Here is a 15,533-nt window from a genome sequence, read left to right as displayed (position 1 = left end):
GATTGCAGGTCGATCCGGCCTGAGGATCGGACGGCCCGGGGCCGGGAGGGCTCAGGGGCCGATCAAGAGGGGAATGGGTTCTCGATCATGCGCGTTCATCCCGTTCTCGCCGTTCTGGCGGCGTTCGCTCTCAGTCCGGCGCTCGCCGGCTGCGGTTTCAAGCCGCTCTACGAAACCCGCGCCGACGGGTCTTCCGCGGCGACCGAGCTCGCCTCGATCACCATCAAGCCGAAGCGCGACCGGATCGGGCAGATGGTGCGCAACGATCTCCTCTCCTCCATGGCGCCCGTCGGACAGGAGGCCGCACCGGCCTACCAGCTCGACTTCGCCACCCGCGAGCAGCGCGACACGCTGATCCTGAAGGAGGACACCGACGTCACCCGCCGGTCCTACCGGTTGACCGCGACCTTCGATCTCGTGGAGCTCGGCACCGGAAAGACGGTCTATGCCGGCAAGACCTTCTCGGAGGTCTCCTATGACCGCGTCGAGGCGGAGTTCTCCAATATCCAGGCCCGTATCAACGCGTCCGAGCGTGCCGCCCGCGAGGTGAGCGACAATATCCGCACCCGTCTCGCCGCCTATTTCGCGTCGAAGTGAGCGGGCGGGGAAGAGGGCCGGTTCAGTCCGGCCCGGTCCGATCCGATAATTCCCCGGGATTACAGGCGGTCGAGGTCGAACACGGCCGTCACGGGGACGTGGTCTGAGGGGCGAGGCCAGCTCCGGGCGCCGGAGAGCACGTCGATGCCGGTGCAGGCGGATCCGAGGCCCGGGCTCGTCCAGATATGGTCGAGCCTGCGGCCGCGATTGGAGGCCTGCCAGTCGCGCGAGCGGTAGCTCCACCAGGTAAACAGCTTCTCTTCCGGCGGGATGTGCTCGCGCACGACGTCGACCCAGTCATGGGAGGCGCGCACTTCGTCGAGATGCTCGACCTCGACGGGCGTGTGGCTGACGACCTTCAGAAGCTGCTTGTGCGACCACACATCGGTCTCCAGCGGCGCGATATTGAGATCGCCCACCAGCACCATGGGATGGCCGTCATGGGCGGCGCCGTCGCCGAACCAGTCGCGCATCTCCTTCAGGAAGGCGAGCTTGTGGGCGAATTTCTCGTTCACGTCCGGGTCGGGCTCGTCGCCGCCGGCGGGAACGTAGAAATTGTGGACAACGAGCGGCTGCGCGCCGGTCTCAAGCGTGATCGCCACATGGCGCGCATCCTGCTTGCCGCAGAACTGCCGGTGCGAAACCTCGCGGAAGGGAATGCGCGACAGGGTCGCCACGCCGTGATAGCCCGCCTGGCCGCGCGGCGCGATGTGCTCGTAGCCGAGATCCCTGAACCGGGCGGAGGGGAACTGGTCGTCCGGGCATTTGGTCTCCTGCAGGCACAGCACGTCGGGTGCGGCCTCCTCCAGGAAGCGCGCGACGAGATCCTGCCGGAGGCGGACGGAATTGATGTTCCAGGTGGCCAGTGTGATGCGCATCGGGTTCCCCTTCGCCGAGAGTGGTTCGTGACTAGCGCATTTTCCCGCGCCGGGAAACTCCCGAAGCCGGCACCGGGGTCCGATCGACATCCGGTTGGCATGGGTGGGGTTGGCATGGGTGAAGAGAGGGCCCCAAAAAGAAAGTGGGCGCCCGGTCGGGGTCCCGGGCGCCCGGCGCCTTGTGCGCTTTCTTGCGTCGGGAGGGGAAACCGACGCAGTTCACGGTTGTCTTTATGTGGCCATCGAGCGGGGGGCAGTGAGGCCACACGAGAGAGAGGGACAACCGCTACTGACTGTTAAGTATGATCGCAGTGATTCGTTTTCAATCCGGCCCGCGCACTTTTTTCAAGGTCGCTACGTGCAAAGAACCGGCGGAAAACGGCGTTTTTCAAGGTATGTGTCAGAATGTCGCACCAAGAATAAGGCGGCCATTTGCGATCCGTTTTCCACCGATCCCCGCTCAGCGCCGGTCGGGGCCCGTCTCGATCTTGCGGGGAATCTTCACCTTGAACAGGCTAGGATCCGGATTGACGCCGCTGGCGAGCTTCGTCAGCGAGATCGTGGTCTTGTTGCCGTTGCCGTCCACGATGATCCACTGGCGCAGCTCGTTCGTCTTGTCGTCGAACACGACGGTGAGCTGGCCGGGAACCAGCATATTGCGGTCCTCGAGCGTGACGGAGGTGTAGCCGTCCCGGCTGTTGACGTCGAGCACGCGGGCCTCGTCGCCGAGATCGATATCGTTGGCGAGCACCATGCGCAGCGGCGTCTGGGATAGCGGATAGTAGTCCGCCTCCTCGCTCTTGCGGTTGTTCACGATCACATAATCGCCGTCGGAGACGACCAGGAACGGGTTGGGCGGCGCATATTCGAAGCGCAGCCGGCCGGGCTTCTTCAGATAGAACACGCCCTTGGACATCTGGCCGCGCGGTCCGATCTGGACGAATTCGCCCTGCAGGCTGCGCAGCTGGTTGAAATAGCTTGCCATGCGCTGGACGGCGGCCTGCTGATCGGCCGTCAGCCGGGCCTCCTGGGCTGCTGTGGCCGGGGGTCCACCCGCCGTCACTGCGAGAAGGGCCAGAAGGCCTGCCAGCACGCCGCAGCGCCAGTCCGTCGTTGCGCGGAGGATCCTGGTGATGACCATTGCGAGTTCTGCTCCGTTCAGAGGTTTCTGCAAGATCGCAAGCCTCGGGGCGTCAATGTCGCGGCGCCAAGGCATGTGCGTCGTTCTGGGCGATTTTGCGACAGCCCACATATAGGGTCCGGGGTCGGATCGTCCAAAGGCCGGACATGCTGTCCGGACGGCCCCTGGCGTCTAGCCCGCATCCTGATCCTCGGTCTCGCCGAGAAGAACCTCCCGCTTGCCGGCATGGTTGGCCGGGCTGATGAGCCCTTCCTGCTCCATGCGCTCGATCAGCGAGGCGGCGCGATTGTAACCGATTTGCAGGCGCCGCTGTATATAGCTTGTGGAGGCCTTGCGGTCGCGGGCCACGACGGCCACGGCCTGGCTGTAGAGATCCTCGCCGTCGCCGCTGCCGCCGGAGGCGCCGTCGCCCATGTCGACGCCCGGAATCTGGTAGCCGTCGTCGCTTTCCTCCGTTACCTCCTGGAGGTATTCCGGCGCCGCCTGCGCTTTCAGGTGCTGGACGATACGCTCCACCTCGTCGTCGGACACGAAGGCACCGTGGAGCCGGGTGATCCGCCCGCCGCCGGCCATGTACAGCATGTCCCCCTGGCCGAGAAGCTGCTCGGCGCCCTGCTCGCCCAGAATGGTGCGGCTGTCGATCTTGGAGGTGACCTGGAAGCTGATCCGCGTCGGGAAGTTCGCCTTGATGGTACCGGTGATGACGTCGACACTGGGACGTTGTGTCGCGGTGATGAGGTGGAGGCCGGCCGCACGCGCCATCTGGGCGAGCCGCTGGATCGCGCCCTCGATCTCCTTGCCGGCGACCATCATGAGGTCGGCCATCTCGTCGACGATGACCACGATATAGGGCATCGGCTCGAGCGGCATTTCCTCCTGCTCGTAGATCGGCTGGCCGGTCTCCGGGTCGTAACCCGTCTGGACGGTGCGCGTGAGCACCTCGCCCTTCTTCTGGGCCTGCGCGACGCGGGTATTGTAGCCGTCGATATTGCGCACGCCGAGCTTGGACATCTTGCGGTAGCGGTCCTCCATCTCGCGGACCGCCCATTTCAGCGCCACCACGGCCTTCTTCGGGTCCGTCACCACGGGCGCGAGCAGATGGGGGATGCCCTCGTAGATCGACAGTTCGAGCATCTTCGGGTCGACCATGATCAGCTTGCACTTGTCCGGCGGCAGCCGGTAGAGCAGCGACAGGATCATGGTGTTGATGCCGACAGACTTGCCCGAGCCGGTGGTGCCCGCGATCAGGAGATGCGGCATGCGCGCGAGATCGGCGAAGACCGGCTCGCCGCCGATATTCTTGCCGAGCGCCAGCGCGATGTCCTGATTGGTCTTCTCGAAGGCCTCCGACGCCATGAGCTCTCGCAGATAGACCGTCTCGCGCTTGGCGTTCGGCAGCTCGATGCCGATCACATTGCGCCCCGGCACCACCGCCACGCGGGCGGAGACGGCGCTCATGGAGCGCGCGATGTCGTCGGCAAGCCCGATGACCCGCGAGGACTTGATGCCGGGCGCGGGCTCCAGCTCGTAGAGGGTGACGACGGGCCCCGGGCGGACATTGATGATCTCGCCGCGCACGCCGAAATCCTCCAGAACGCCTTCCAGCATGCGGGCGTTCTGCTCCAGCGCGTCGTTGGAGAGGTCGGAGGTCTTGCGCTGCTGCTTCGGCTCGGCGAGCAGCGTGAGCGGTGGCAGCTCGAAGGCCTTCTTGCTGGCGAACGGGAAGGAGGGCTGGGCTTCCGCCTTGAGCCGCTTGCCGGGCTTCAGCGGCGCGTCGGTGCGTGTCACCCGGGCGGGCGCCTCCGCCATATCGCCGGCGTCGTCGCCGAATTCTCCGGCATGCTGGCCGGCATAATCCTCCATGTCCCCGCCCGCATAGCCGCTGTCGGCCATATCGTCCTCCAGCGCCTCCGGTTGCGGGGCACCGCCGGGGCGGGCGACGAGCTTGGGCTCGATGCGGTCGATGGGGTCGGCCTCGTCCTTGTCGTCCAGAAGGTCCTTCACGGCATGGCCGACGCGGCCGAAACCGGGCAGGGAGAAGCGCCGTTTCGCCGGGGCCGGCCCGGCCTGGGCCTCATGCCCGCTGTCCGCCTCGTCCCCGCTGGTGCCGCGCGACGGCGGTGCCTGCCGCGCATGCGCCCCGGCGCGCGCGCGCCACAGGCTGCTCGCCCTCAGGAACAGGTGGGACAGCGCGCCGACCAGCCGTTCGGCCGCCTCGTAGACGCCGTCACCGAACAGTCCCGTGACACGCAGGGCCGCCTCGGTGGTGACGCAGGCGGCATGGCAGGCGAGCACGAGACCGACCGGTGCCATGAGGAGGCTCGTGACGAGCCCCGCGAGCGACTGGCCGAGGATCAGGCCGATCAGGAACAGGAACGGGCTCGTCACCAGGTCGCCGCCCGCTCCGCCGAGCCCCGTCGGTAGCGGCCAGCTCGCCGGGATCGGCAGCAGGGACAGGCAGCCGGAGATCAGGATGGAGCCGGCAAGCCAAGTTGCGATGCGGTGCAGGGGCCGCGTCGGCGGCTCATGTGCCAGAAGCCGGGTCGCCCAGGACAGCGGCACGGCGACGACCGCGACCACGCCGAGCCCGAAGATCTGCATGAGCACGTCGGCGACAATCGCGCCGGTGAAGCCGAGCCAGTTCTCCGGCGCGCCGTCGACGGCGTGGTTGAGGCTCGGATCCTGCGCCGACCAGCTCGCAAGGCTCGCCGCCACCGCGAGCGTGAGCGCGAGCAGCGCCAGCCCGCCGAGCTCGGCAAGCCGGTTGCCGACGAATCGTCGCAAGCCTGTCGGGACTGTCGACTCATCCGTATCGATTGGCCGGGATCGCGCCATGCTTCTTGACTGGACCTTGGTTGCCTCTGCTCCGGCCGACAGGAAATCTGCGCCATAACAACAAGTTAGGGCGAATGTGCGGGATACATGGTTAAAGGCCGGTTAATGGGTCCGGGCTTTTGAGCAGGTTTGACGCCCGCTGTCTGCCGGATCGGCGCGTATCGGGGCGGTATGTGGAGTTCCCATGTCGAGTACGGCACCGGCCCGCACCCCCACCCGACCACCCACGGAAGTATGATCTCAGGGGTGGTCGGGTGGGGGTGCGGGCCGGTGCAGCCTTGCCACGAGGCAAACCGGGCGTGGGCCAGTGCTACCCCGGCCGCTCAAACAGAAACTCCCGGGGTCGGAAGGGGACCGACCCCGGGAGCCTGCTCCCTGGTGGGTGGGAGCCGGCGGGGTTAAGCAGGAAACCCCGCCGAGAAACCGTCTGGCCCCCGGCGCATTCCCTCCCTCCAAGGAAGGCGCCGGGGGCTCCGGGGTGCTCGGGGCACCCCCGCGCGGGCGGTCAGGTCACAGCGTCTGGCCGCCGCGACCGAACTCCGGATAGGCCTCGATACCGATCTCGACCTGGTCGAGGCCGCTCATCTCCTCCTCGGGGCTGACGCGGATGCCCATGGTCGCCTTGAGGATGAACCAGAGGATGGCGCTGGCCACGCTGACGAAGATGCCGATGGCCACGATACCGATGATCTGGGCGCCGAAGGTCACGTCCGGATTGGTGATCGGCACCGCGATCGTGCCCCAGATGCCGGCAAGGAGGTGCACCGGGATGGCGCCGACGACATCGTCGATCTTCAGCTTGTCGAGCAGCGGCACGGCGAACACCACGATCACGCCGCCGATGCCGCCGATGATGATCGCCCAGATCGGGCTCGGCGTGAGCGGCTCGGCGGTGATCGAGACGAGGCCGGCCAACGCGCCGTTCAGGATGAAGGTGATGTCGACCTTCTTGTAGACGATCTGGCTCAGGATCAGCGCCACGACGACGCCGGCGGCCGCGGCGAGGTTGGTGTTCACGAAGATGCGCGACACCGCGGAGGCATCGGCCATGGAGCCGAGAGCGAGCTGGGAGGCGCCGTTGAAGCCGAACCAGCCGAGCCACAGGATGAAGGTGCCGAGGGTGGCCAGCGGCATGCTGGAGCCCGGGATCGCGTGAACCTCGCCGCCCTTGCCGTATTTGCCGTGGCGCGCGCCGAGGATGAGCGCGCCCATGAGCGCCGCCCAGCCGCCGGTCGAGTGCACCAGCGTGGAGCCCGCGAAGTCGGAGAAGCCGAGGCCGTCGAGCCAGCCCGCGCCCCACTCCCAGGAGCCCTGGATCGGGTAGATGACGCCGGTGAGCACGGCGGTGAAGATCAGGAACGGCCACAGCTTGATGCGCTCCGCCAGCGTGCCCGACACGATGGAGGCCGTGGTGGCGCAGAACACCATCTGGAAGAACCAGTCGGACGCGGCCGCATAGTCGCCCGTATCCTGCGAGGGATCGGGGATGGAGACCGGCACGGGTGTGCCCATCCAGCCGCCATCGACGCCGGAATACATCAGGTTGTAGCCGATGACCCAGTACATCAGGCCGGCGATGGAATAGAGCGCGATGTTCTTCGTGCACTGCATGGAGACGTTCTTGGCACGCACCAGGCCCGCCTCGAGCATGGCGAAGCCGGCGGCCATCCACATCACCAGGAAGCCGCCGATCAGGAACAGGAGCGTGTTGAACACGAAGGCCGTATCCGCAGCGGCCGCCGGCGCGGCGTCCTGGGCGGACGCCGGCCCCGTCAGGGCGAGAAGCCCGCCCCCCGCGGCGAGCGTCAGATATCCGAGCTTGGAATTGAGTGTCATTCGGGTCTCCATAGACTTAAAGCGCGGCGGCGTCGGTTTCGCCGGTGCGAATGCGCAATGCGCGCTCCAGCGGCACCACGAAGATCTTCCCGTCGCCGATCTGGTCGGTGCGGGCCGCGTCGGCCACGGTCTCGACAACCTTGTCGGCGAGGCCGGCCTCGACTGCGATCTCCAGCTTGATCTTCGGCAGGAAGTTCACGGTGTATTCCGCGCCGCGATAGATTTCCGTGTGCCCCTTCTGGCGCCCATATCCCTTCACCTCCGTGACGGTCAGGCCCTGAATGCCGATGGCAGACAACGCCTCTCGGACCTCCTCGAGCTTGAAGGGCTTTATGACGGCTATGATGAGTTTCATCGGCCACTCCTAGATGCTGTGTCGAAGGCAGCTCATGCCGTTTGTCGCGCGCCCCTGGCGAAGGATTCGCCGTCGCCCACCACGCGCGCATGCCGCGTCCTTCGGCCTGTTCATTACAAGGGCCGTGCCAATTTCGATCTTTGCGGCTAAGGAGTTGATTCCGTAGAATTTTATGGAATCGAACGAGGCGACTGCCCGAAAAGGCGTCGCTTAAAATGAGGGCATAATGCCCAAAATGCCTAATAATTAATCAGGATCGGCGCTGACGAATAAGGCCTTCCTGCGCCACCGAGGCGACCAGCGTGCCGTCGCGGGTGTAGACGGAGCCGCGATTGAAACCGCGCGCGCCGTGGGCGCTCGGGGAGTCCTGGGCATAGAGCAGCCAGTCGTCGGCGCGGAACGGGCGGTGGAACCACAAGGCGTGGTCGAGGCTCGCCAGCATGATGTCCGGATCGAACAGCGAATGGGCGTGCGGCAGGAGGGAGGTGTCGAGCAGCGTCATGTCGGACGCGTAGGCGAGCACGCATTGATGCAGCGTCGCGTCGTCCGGCAGGGGGCCGGTCGCGCGGATCCAGACATGCTGCACCGGATCGGCCTTCTCCGGCTCGATATAGTTGCGCCGCATGACCGGGCGCAGCTCGATGGGGCGCTCGCGGGAGAAATAACGGCGGATATTGTCCGGCACCCGGTCGCTGAACGAGGCGAGAAGCTCTTTCTCGCTCGGCAGATCCTCCGGCGCCGGCACCTCCGGCATCGCGATCTGGTGCTCGAACCCCTCCTCCGCCCGCTGGAAGGAGGCGGCCATCGTGAAGATCGGGTGGCCATGCTGGATCGCGACCACGTTGCGGGTCGTGAAGCTCTTGCCGTCGCGGTAGCGGTCGACCTCGTAGATGATCGGGATCGAGGGGTCGCCCGGCCGGATGAAATAGCCATGGAGCGAATGGACCGTGCGCCCGCCATCCACGGTGCGCAGGGCGGAAACCAGGGCCTGGCCGATCACCTGGCCGCCGAAGACCCGCTGCCAGCCGACCTGCGGGCTGCGTCCGCGGAACAGGTTCTCCTCCAGCGGTTCCAGATCGAGCGTTTCGACAAGCACCTCCAGCGCCGATGCCATGGCCTGCATACACCCTTCGACGTGATTGGCCCCGTTCCGAGCCTGCCTGTTTACGCGAGAACGTCGCGTTGCGCAAAACATGCCGGCGGGACTACTGTGCCCATGGGCAATCCGTGAAAGAGTATCCGGCCATGGCAGCTTCACCACTCCGTTACGACGCGATCATTCTGGGTGCCGGCCTTGTCGGCATGGCGGCCGCCGTCGCGCTTGCCGGGCGGCATGCGCGCACGCCGCTGTCGGTGGCGCTCGTCGACGCCCGCGCGCCGGAGGGCTTCGCCACGGCGCAGGCCGACGGGCGGGCCTCCGCGATTGCGGAAAGCTCACGCCGCATGCTCGACGCCATGGGCGTATGGGACGCGATTGCACCGAACGCCCAGCCCATCGAGCGCATCGAGGTTCTGGATGGCCGGCTCGACGAGACGGGCCGGCCTGTCCTGCTGCGCTTCGAGGAAGCGACGTTCGAGAACGCGCCGTCGGCCCATATGGTGGAGAACCGCCATCTCTACCGCACGCTCTACGACACCATCGCGGCCTCGCCGAGCGTCACGCTGAGGACGGGCCAGGCGGCATCGAGCTTCGCCTTCGACGGCGCGCTCGCCCGCATCGGGCTTGCCGACGGGACGGAGCTCGCCGCCCCGCTCGTCGTGGCCGCCGACGGCCGCAACTCGCCCGCGCGCCAGGCCGCGGGGCTTGCGACGGTCGGCTGGTCCTACGAGCAGAACGGGCTGGTGGCGACCGTCGAGCACGAGCGCACCCATGGCGGCGTGGCGGTGGAGCAGTTCCTGCCGGCCGGTCCCTTCGCCATCCTGCCGCTTCCGGGCGGACACCACTCGTCGCTGGTCTGGACAGAGAAGGCGGCGGAGGCGGAACGCCTCATGGCGCTCGACGACGAGGGCTACACGCGCGAACTCCAGCGCCGTTTCGGCGGGCGGCTCGGCGCGGTGAAGCCCGTCGGCCCGCGCCACAGCTATCCGCTCGCCATGCATGTCGCCAAGGACTACGTGGCGCCCCGGCTGGCGCTCATCGGGGACGCCGCCCATGTGCTCCACCCGCTTGCGGGTCTCGGCTTCAATCTCGGCCTGCGCGACGTGGCGGCGCTCGCCCAGGAGGTGGTGGAGACGGCCAGGCTCGGTCTCGATCACGGCGCGCTCGACACGCTGGAGCGCTATCAGCGCTGGCGGCGCTTCGACACGCTGAAGGTGGCGGCCATGACCGACGGGCTGAACCGCCTGTTCTCCAACGACAATCCGCTCCTGCGCATTCTCCGCGACCAGGGTCTGGCCATGGTCGACCATATCGGCCCGCTCAAGGGCTTCTTCATGCGCCAGGCCGCCGGCGTGGAAGGCAGCCAGCCGCGGCTCCTCGCCGGAGATCCGGTGTAGAGCGCTTTCAGGAAAAGTGGAGACCACTTTTCCGGTTCGAAAGCGCGGCGCTACGGAGAACTGGAGGGCATTGAGTGAACATGGGTTCACGAAATGCGCTCTAGGACCGGGTCGCGCTGCGGGTCAGCGCCGGCTGAGGCCCTTCTTGTCGAGCGCTTCGAGATAGCGCGCCCAGAGCGTGTCGGCTTCCCGGCCGATCCTGTGGAGATAGTCCCAGGAATAGAGGCCGGTGGAATGGCCGTCGTCGAACACGATGCGCACGGCGTAGTTGCCGACCGGCTCCAGCCGGACGATCCGCACATTCTCCTTGCCGGCGACCGTCACCTCCTGGCCGGGGCCGTGGCCCTTGACCTCCGCGCTCGGGCTTTCCACGCGCAGGAACTCCGCGCTGAGCTCGTGCACGTCGCCGCTGTCATAGGTGACGGCGAGCCGTGCACCGGCGTCCTTCAGGCGCAGTTCGCTCGGCCAGGGCCGGTCTTCAGTCCCGTTCGTCATCGCCGAGCTCTCTCGCCTCTTCGGGCAGCATGATCGGAATACCGTCGCGAATGGGATAGGCCAGCCCTGCCGCCCTGGAGACGAGCTCCTGGCGCTCGCGGTCATAGACGAGGGTGGTCTTGGTCACGGGGCAGACCAGGATCTCCAGAAGCTTGGGGTCGACCGTGTGGCCCGCGGGCCTCGATGCGCCACTGTCCCGGTCCGCGTCTCCGTCGCTTGTCGTCGTCATGTCGGCTGTCCTCCGCGCTGGGTTACTGGAGCGGCGGGGGCGATCCGCCGCCGCCGGCCAGCGCCATCTCCGTCAATGTCACCAGGATCTCGGCCCGGGTCTTGAGGTCTTCCGCCTCGAGCAGCGCCTGCTTCTCGCTCGGCGCATAGGGGCTGATCATGCACAGCGTGTTCACGAGCGATTCGGTGGTCGTGCGCTCGATCTCGCTCCAGTCGGCCTTGAGGCCATTCGCGTCGAGATAGCTGCGGAAGATTGCCAGCACGCGCTCGCGGTCCACCGCCTCCTGGCCGGCTCCCGGCGTCAGGTCGCCGGCAAAGCGGCCGTAATCGACCTCCGCCATCCGGAACGGCCAGTCGCAGGACGGTTCGGCGGCGATCTCGAACCGGCATATGCCGGTCAGCGTGATCTGGCGGCGATTGTCCGGCGTCTCGACATAGGCGGTGATGCGCCCGGCGCATCCGACCGCATAGACATCCGGCTTGGCCGACGGGTCGTCCTGGAGCGCGAGCGCCTCCTCGCCGTCGGGCTGCACCATGCCGACGATGCGGCTGCCGGCGAGCGCGTGGTCGACCATGGCGAGATAGCGCGGCTCGAAGATGTTGAGCGGCAACTGCCCGCGCGGCAGGAGAAGCGCGCCCCCGAGCGGAAAGATCGGTATCCGCGCATCGAGATCCGCAACGGTCCTGTACCGGTCGACCAGGCCCATGGTCCGCCTACGGCGCCATCGTCACGAGAACAGGAGCGAGGACAGCCGGCGCCGGCCGGCGAGCGTCAGCTCGTCCTTCGGCCCCCAGGCCTCGAACAGCTTGAGAAGCTGCTTGCGCGCCGCCTCGTCGTTCCACCCCCGGTCCTTGCCCACAATGTGGAGCAGATGGTCGAGCGCCTCCTCGCGCCGCCCGGCGGCGTTGAGGGCGATGGCGAGGTCGTAGCGGCTCTGGTGGTCGCCGGGATTGTCGGCGATGACCGCCTCGAGCCGGCCGATCTCGCTGTTATCGACGGGCGTTGCGGCAAGCTCCAGCGCCGCGCGGGCGCTGACGATCTCCGGATCGTTCTGGCGCGAGGGTGGCGTGAGCGTGAGGGTCGCCTCCGCGCGGTCGAGCTCGCCGCTGGCGATCTGGCACTTGGCGAGCCCGCCAATGGCGGCCGTGTTCTCCCGGTCGATCTGCAGCGCCTGGGCGAAGGCCTGCGCGGCACCGGCGATGTTGTTGTCGGCGAAGGCGTTCTGGCCGGCCTCGACGAGAGCGTCGATCTCGTCTGATGCGCCGCCCTGCCCGTCGGTGAGGCGGTCGATGAACGCCTTGATCTGGCTTTCCGGCAGCGCGCCCATGAAGCCGTCCACCGGCTGGCCGTTGACGAAGGCATAGACCGCCGGGATCGACTGGATGCGCATCTGCGCGGCGAGTTCCTGGTTCTGGTCGACATCGATCTTGACCAGTTTCACCGCGCCGCCGGCCGCCGTGACCGCTTTCTCCAGCGCCGGGCCGAGCTGCTTGCAGGGGCCGCACCATGGGGCCCAGAAATCCACGATGACCGGGACCTTCGCGGAGGCCTCGATCACGTCGGCCATGAAATGCGCCGTGTCGCTGTCCTTGACGAGGTCGTCCGCCGCGCCCGGGGCGGCGCCGTTTCCGCCGCCGATGATCGGTGTGTCCATGGTGAATGCCATCCTTTTAGAATTTCGGCGCTTTCCGAGCCCTAAGATGGCCCGCTGGGGGCCTGATTACAATCCTTGCGCCGGCTCGCTCAAGCCCTCGCTGACGGGCAGTATGTGCGGCTCGTGTCCGCACGATCGGATGAAGGCGACGAGATCGTCCGCCTGGATGGTGGTCGTGGCGTCGTTGCCGAGCGGATGATAGTTGAGCAGCGGCTCCTCCATCATGGCCTTGTCGAGGACGACGGTGACCCGGTTGTCGGTGTCGTTGACGATCGCGAAGGGGGTGACCGAGCCGGGCTCGATCCCGAGCGCCTCCTTCAGCAGGTCCGGCTTGCCGAAGGACAGGCGTCCCGAGCCGATGATGGCCGGCAGGCCCTTGAGATCGATTCGCGCATCCTCCAGCGCGACCACGAGCCACAAATTCCCCTTCTTGTCCTTGAGGAACAGGTTCTTGCAGTGCCCGCCGGGAATCTCGCCGCGCAGCTTGCGGGCTTCCTCCACGGTGAAGACGGGCTCGTGCTCGGCGGTTTCGGTCTCGATCCCCAGCTCGGCGAGACGGGCGAACAGATCGCTGCGTGTTGCGGGCATTCGCGCCTTGCTCCCGGAATTTTTCGTCATGGCGTCGCGTCTGGTGAAAACACCCTATTGCATTTGCCGCGACGATGCGCAATAACACCGCCGCTGGCGGCGCGGAAGCCTGCCGGCCTTACCCGGATGCGGGCGTAGCTCAGGGGTAGAGCACAACCTTGCCAAGGTTGGGGTCGTGAGTTCGAATCTCATCGCCCGCTCCAATTTTCCTCCAGAAGATCGCAGGGACATGGTGGCGTCGGCGTCGATACCGGCCGTGCGCCCGGTATCCATGTTGCCCGTGCCGGCGGACCCCGTGACATCTTGACTTCGCCGGGCATGGCTCCATCGTGAGGGAAGCTGCCGCCGGCAAGGGGGTATGCGCTCATCTGAACCCTGGTCCGCGATGCGCATTCTGGAAGTCGAAGACGAACCGGAGCTTGCCGGCCTCGTTGTCGAGGCCTTCCGCAAGGCCGGCACCGCCATAGACGGCGTCGGCACCCTCGGCGATGCCCGCGCCGCGATGCGGGCGGTGCACTATGGCTGCATCATCCTCGATCTGGGCATGCCGGACGGGAACGGCATCGACTTCTTGCGCGACCTGCGTGCCCGCGACATCAAGACGCCCATCATCATCCTGACGGCGCGCGATGCCATCGAGGACCGGGTCGCGGGCCTCAATGCGGGCGCCGACGACTATCTCCTGAAACCGTTCCACATGAGCGAGCTGGTCGCGCGGGTCAATGCGCTGCTGCGCCGGCCGGGCGACATGCTCGGCCCCGCCCTGGCCTGCGGCAATGTCCGCATCGAGCTCGCCTCCCGAGAGGTCCGGGTCGACGGCGCCGGCCTCACCGTTCCCCGCCGGGAGCTCGCCATGCTGGAGATGCTGATGCGGCGGGCGGGCAAGGTGGTCCTCAAGGACGCGATGGAGAGCGATCTCTACGGCTTCGGCGAGGAGATCGAGTCGAACGCTGTGGAGGTCAACATGCACCGCCTTCGCAAGCGCCTTGCCCGGGCCGGGGCCGACATCGAGATCCATACGGTCCGCGGCGTCGGCTATATCCTGCTGGATGCCGGGCGATGATGAGGCCGCTCTCCTCGCTCGGCTGGCGCGTCGGCTGGCGCATCGCGGTGGCCTTCATTGCCTGCTTCGCCCTCTCCGTCCTCGTCTTCGCGATGTATACCGGCCCGGTCATCGACACGATCCGCGACAACATGCTTCGGGATCTGGCGACCGACATCGCCGCCGATCTGGAGACGGACGGGCAGACGGCCGTCCTCGACCTGCCCCGGCGGATCCGCGAGGCCTATGCCGATGGCGGCAATGCCTATCTCTATGTGATCTACGCGCCGGAGGGCCCGCTGGTCTTCTTTTCCTCTCCGGCCGCGGCCGACATGGTCGGCGACCGCGTCAGGGACGGTCGGGAGGGCATCTTCCAGTTCGATCTCGGCGAGCGGACGATCCGCGGCTACCGCCTGGAGAAGGACGGGTTCACGATCGTCGTGACCGAAAGCGGCAGCGAGCTGCTGATCGACTCCTTCAGCGAGCAGTTCCTGATGATCGCCATCACCTGGCTCGTGCCGGTGCTGGCGATCGCGATCGTCATCTCGCTGGCGACCATCCGCAACGGCCTTGCGCCGCTGAAGCGGATCTCGGCGGAGGCCGCGCGGATCGAGCCGGGTACGCTGTCGCTCAGACTGTCGGAGACGGACCTGCCGCGCGACGTCCAGCCGCTCGTCACCGCCTTCAACCGCGCGCTCAACCGGCTCGAGGAGGGCTTTGCCGCCCAGCGCCGCCTCACGGCGGAAGCCGCCCATCAGCTCAGGACTCCGCTGGCCGTGCTGACGGCCAGGCTCGAATCGCTCGAGGACCGGCAGGGCCTCGATGCCCTCTCCAGGGATGTGCAGAGGATGAACCGGCTGGTCGAGCAGCTCCTTGCCATGGCCCGGCTCGAGCTCTCCCCGGACAGTCTCGACGGCGATGTGGACCTGCGCGCCATCGCCGTCGATGTCATCAGCGAGCTCGCGCCGCTCGCCATCGCACAGGACCGGACGCTGGCGCTTGCGGGAACGTCCGATCCGGTCGTGATCCGGGGAAACGATCCGGCCATCCGGACGGCCCTGACCAATCTCATCGAGAACGCGCTCGTCCATACGCCGCCGGGAAGCCAGGTCGGCGTCCGCGTTTGCGAGGATGGCACGGTCGAGGTGTCCGACGAGGGCCCGGGAATCGCGGAGGCGGAGCGCGCGGAAATCTTCGAGCGCTTCCACCGCGGCGCGAAGGTTCGCGCATCGGACGCTGGTCTCGGCCTCGCCATCGTGAAGGAATGCGCCGAGCTCCATGGGGGCAGCGTGACCGTCACCGACCGGGCGAATGGCGGGGCCGTCTTCACCCTTCGCCTGGCGCCCGGTCCGGATCGCCGGCGCGCGATGTAAGGTTGCTGTCAGCT

The 15,533-nt window shown here is 67.1% G+C and carries 15 protein-coding genes and 1 tRNA gene; 5 read left to right on the top strand and 11 right to left on the bottom strand.

The window, feature by feature from the left end; all coding sequences use genetic code 11:
* Window positions 1-87: 87 nt before the first annotated feature.
* Window positions 88-597 carry a hypothetical protein gene (locus HW532_RS11970; protein ID WP_213160705.1) on the top strand — a complete coding sequence of 170 codons (510 nt, stop codon included), beginning with the start codon at window positions 88-90 and terminating at the stop codon, window positions 595-597.
* A 59-nt stretch (window positions 598-656) separates the two neighbouring features.
* Here the strand turns inward: HW532_RS11970 and HW532_RS11965 are convergent, their stop codons facing one another.
* From HW532_RS11965 to tesB, 6 genes are all read right to left on the bottom strand, one after another.
* Window positions 657-1,475: an exodeoxyribonuclease III gene (locus HW532_RS11965; protein WP_213160704.1), complete on the bottom strand. Its 819-nt coding sequence runs from the start codon at window positions 1,473-1,475 to the stop codon at window positions 657-659.
* 460 nt (window positions 1,476-1,935) lie between these two features.
* On the bottom strand, window positions 1,936-2,616 hold the full coding sequence (locus HW532_RS11960; RefSeq protein WP_213160703.1) for a LolA family protein: 681 nt from the start codon (window positions 2,614-2,616) through the stop codon (window positions 1,936-1,938).
* 171 nt (window positions 2,617-2,787) lie between these two features.
* Window positions 2,788-5,451 carry an FtsK/SpoIIIE family DNA translocase gene (locus HW532_RS11955; protein WP_213160702.1) on the bottom strand — a complete coding sequence of 888 codons (2,664 nt, stop codon included), beginning with the start codon at window positions 5,449-5,451 and terminating at the stop codon, window positions 2,788-2,790.
* A 510-nt stretch (window positions 5,452-5,961) separates the two neighbouring features.
* On the bottom strand, window positions 5,962-7,287 hold the full coding sequence (locus HW532_RS11950; RefSeq protein WP_246478778.1) for an ammonium transporter: 1,326 nt from the start codon (window positions 7,285-7,287) through the stop codon (window positions 5,962-5,964).
* A gap of 16 nt (window positions 7,288-7,303) precedes the next feature.
* The gene (locus tag HW532_RS11945) at window positions 7,304-7,642 is read right to left on the bottom strand and encodes a P-II family nitrogen regulator (RefSeq protein ID WP_213160700.1); all 339 of its coding nucleotides are present in this window, start codon (window positions 7,640-7,642) and stop codon (window positions 7,304-7,306) included.
* Between the two features lie 250 nt (window positions 7,643-7,892).
* Window positions 7,893-8,756, bottom strand: a complete 864-nt coding sequence (gene tesB, locus HW532_RS11940; RefSeq protein WP_213164539.1) for an acyl-CoA thioesterase II — start codon at window positions 8,754-8,756, stop codon at window positions 7,893-7,895.
* Window positions 8,757-8,887: 131 nt separating this feature from the next.
* On the opposite strand from tesB, the gene HW532_RS11935 reads away from it, so the two are divergent.
* Window positions 8,888-10,138, top strand: a complete 1,251-nt coding sequence (locus HW532_RS11935) for an FAD-dependent monooxygenase (RefSeq protein ID WP_213160699.1) — start codon at window positions 8,888-8,890, stop codon at window positions 10,136-10,138.
* Between the two features lie 123 nt (window positions 10,139-10,261).
* Here HW532_RS11935 and HW532_RS11930 read toward each other — a convergent pair whose 3' ends face one another.
* The 5 genes from HW532_RS11930 to HW532_RS11910 all read right to left on the bottom strand — a co-directional run bounded on the left by HW532_RS11930 (window position 10,262) and on the right by HW532_RS11910 (window position 13,104).
* Window positions 10,262-10,633 (bottom strand): gamma-butyrobetaine hydroxylase family protein, encoded by a 372-nt coding sequence (locus HW532_RS11930; protein ID WP_213160698.1) that lies wholly within the window; start codon window positions 10,631-10,633, stop codon window positions 10,262-10,264.
* Window positions 10,617-10,862: a Trm112 family protein gene (locus HW532_RS11925; RefSeq protein WP_213160697.1), complete on the bottom strand. Its 246-nt coding sequence runs from the start codon at window positions 10,860-10,862 to the stop codon at window positions 10,617-10,619. The genes HW532_RS11930 and HW532_RS11925 overlap by 17 nt, the downstream gene beginning before the upstream one ends.
* Before the next feature lie 22 nt (window positions 10,863-10,884).
* A complete protein-coding gene (locus tag HW532_RS11920; RefSeq protein WP_213160696.1) occupies window positions 10,885-11,568 on the bottom strand; it encodes an LON peptidase substrate-binding domain-containing protein in 684 nt (227 codons plus the stop codon).
* A gap of 21 nt (window positions 11,569-11,589) precedes the next feature.
* Window positions 11,590-12,516 carry a thioredoxin gene (trxA, locus tag HW532_RS11915; RefSeq protein ID WP_213160695.1) on the bottom strand — a complete coding sequence of 309 codons (927 nt, stop codon included), beginning with the start codon at window positions 12,514-12,516 and terminating at the stop codon, window positions 11,590-11,592.
* A 66-nt stretch (window positions 12,517-12,582) separates the two neighbouring features.
* Entirely contained in the window at window positions 12,583-13,104 is a 522-nt protein-coding gene (locus HW532_RS11910) for a prolyl-tRNA synthetase associated domain-containing protein (RefSeq protein ID WP_213160694.1), read from the bottom strand.
* 128 nt (window positions 13,105-13,232) lie between these two features.
* Between HW532_RS11910 and HW532_RS11905 the strand changes: the two genes are divergently transcribed.
* The 3 genes from HW532_RS11905 (at window position 13,233) to HW532_RS11895 (ending at window position 15,519) form a co-directional block, all read left to right on the top strand.
* Window positions 13,233-13,307: transfer RNA gene (locus tag HW532_RS11905), tRNA-Gly, on the top strand.
* 182 nt (window positions 13,308-13,489) lie between these two features.
* A complete protein-coding gene (locus HW532_RS11900) occupies window positions 13,490-14,167 on the top strand; it encodes a response regulator (RefSeq protein ID WP_213160693.1) in 678 nt (225 codons plus the stop codon).
* Window positions 14,164-15,519 (top strand): HAMP domain-containing sensor histidine kinase, encoded by a 1,356-nt coding sequence (locus HW532_RS11895; protein WP_213160692.1) that lies wholly within the window; start codon window positions 14,164-14,166, stop codon window positions 15,517-15,519. The genes HW532_RS11900 and HW532_RS11895 overlap by 4 nt, the downstream gene beginning before the upstream one ends.
* Window positions 15,520-15,533 lie beyond the last annotated feature (14 nt).

Source organism: Kaustia mangrovi, assembly GCF_015482775.1.
GTDB classification, from domain to species: Bacteria; Pseudomonadota; Alphaproteobacteria; order Rhizobiales; family Im1; genus Kaustia; species Kaustia mangrovi.
The sequence above is the reverse complement of the archived record's forward strand: the minus strand, read 5'-3'. Positions and strand labels throughout refer to the sequence as shown.